This window comes from Streptomyces sp. NPDC012510, from assembly GCF_042955065.1.
Taxonomy (GTDB): Bacteria; Actinomycetota; Actinomycetes; order Streptomycetales; family Streptomycetaceae; genus Streptomyces.
On the sequence record NZ_JBIBEN010000081.1, the window covers coordinates 1 to 1,462 of the forward strand.

A 1,462-nucleotide genomic window follows, 5' to 3' on the forward strand; every position below is an offset into this window, starting at 1 on the left:
TCTCTGCCATTGCAGATAAATCGCTACCGCTTATAGAGAGCATACGATCGTGGCGTACGAAATCCGTTGCGCATCGCATGATCTCCGAAAGATCACGTGCGTTAATTAGCATGCGATAATAGCCGCGCAGAAGATATTCGGGAGTATCGACTGGCCACCCTTTAGAGCGGTAATCTGCCGCCCAAGAATTTAGTCGATAACGATAGTCAGAAAGAAGATCTTTCCCTACAGCCTGAACAGCGAGCTTCTGAAGTTCTTCATGCGCAAATAGATATACGGTAGCGTCCTGAGAGAACCAGTGACTGGGACGCTGCATGAAGCTTCGGCCAGTAACCGAGTGAAGGTGTTCCTCAATCTCCCACGGCTGGCATCCGGTCAGAGATACGAGATCAGGTCCGCTCAGACCGCCCCCCGAAGCAGCGATGAAGCCGACCAGATCTTTTTCAAGTGCACTACCCCGCAGCAGTCGCTTCAGATCACGCAGCGCATCTGACTTCACCGCTTGCGCCTGAGGAGAAGTTGGGATTTCCCATATGACCCGTGGATCGCGTAGAGGATGGCCTATCGGTACATCGTCCGGGATAGGAGGGTCTGGTCGGCCAGCGACTACGACACGCATGCCACAGACTGGTCGTATCGGAAGTAGGGCCGCAATGCTGTGAGGTTCTTCCCCGCTTCTAACACTCCGATCCTCATCAAGACCATCGACTACTAGGATCAGTCTCTTCCCACAATCTTGCATCATCTCGGCTGCTTCATTAAGCAGCCGAAGCAAATGAGCCTCCTTTGTCGCTTCGGTCATGAAGGGTGGGATTTCCTGCCCCAGGAGATCAAGGAGTTGCTCAAGAACGACTTCCGAAAAAGTGACGCTATCATCCTGGCCGGAAAGTCGCCCAGTGATAAAGAATGCGATTATCTCAACGCCTTCAGGTGCATGGAGCACGAAGGATGAGAGCAATGCCGTCTTGCCGGTCCACGCAGATCCTCTGCACCATATATAAGAGGACTCGGTGTCGGTGTTTGTGTCGGTGCAGAAGGCTGCGAGTCTCGCCAGTTCCTTCTCCCGGCCTCGCAGTTCTGCCGGAGCGATACGGCGAACTTGCTCTATATAACCAGAACGCACGATCTGGTTAATTGAGATTAATTCCCGTGTTCGCCTCTCCGCCTCCGTCAGCCTCTGCCATGCCGCTATTATTCAGTTCAATACTCCCGGTCAGCCCATCAGCCGGGCCAGTAATTCCGGTATTTGCCTTACCGGGTCCTGTGGCCTTCGCCGTTCCAGTGTTGCCGACATTCACCGTGATGGAATTTCCATCAGGTAGAGCGGCCCATACGGCGACTCCCAATGACGCAACGGTTGCCAAGCCCGAAACGACGGACAATAGGTGATCGGCCTTATCCCACCGAAGGAACGTGAGGGTTCCAGCCAGACCAGCCACAGCTAGGACAGTAAGAACGAGGA

At 54.0% G+C, this 1,462-nt stretch carries 1 protein-coding gene and 1 pseudogene; both read right to left on the reverse strand.

The features are described from left to right. A pseudogene (locus ACFY9I_RS42435) lies at window positions 1-1,123 on the reverse strand (hypothetical protein); the annotation flags it as partial. Between the two features lie 7 nt (window positions 1,124-1,130). Then, a partial coding sequence (locus tag ACFY9I_RS42440) for a hypothetical protein (protein WP_391012879.1) occupies window positions 1,131-1,462 on the reverse strand: 332 nt, incomplete at its 5' end.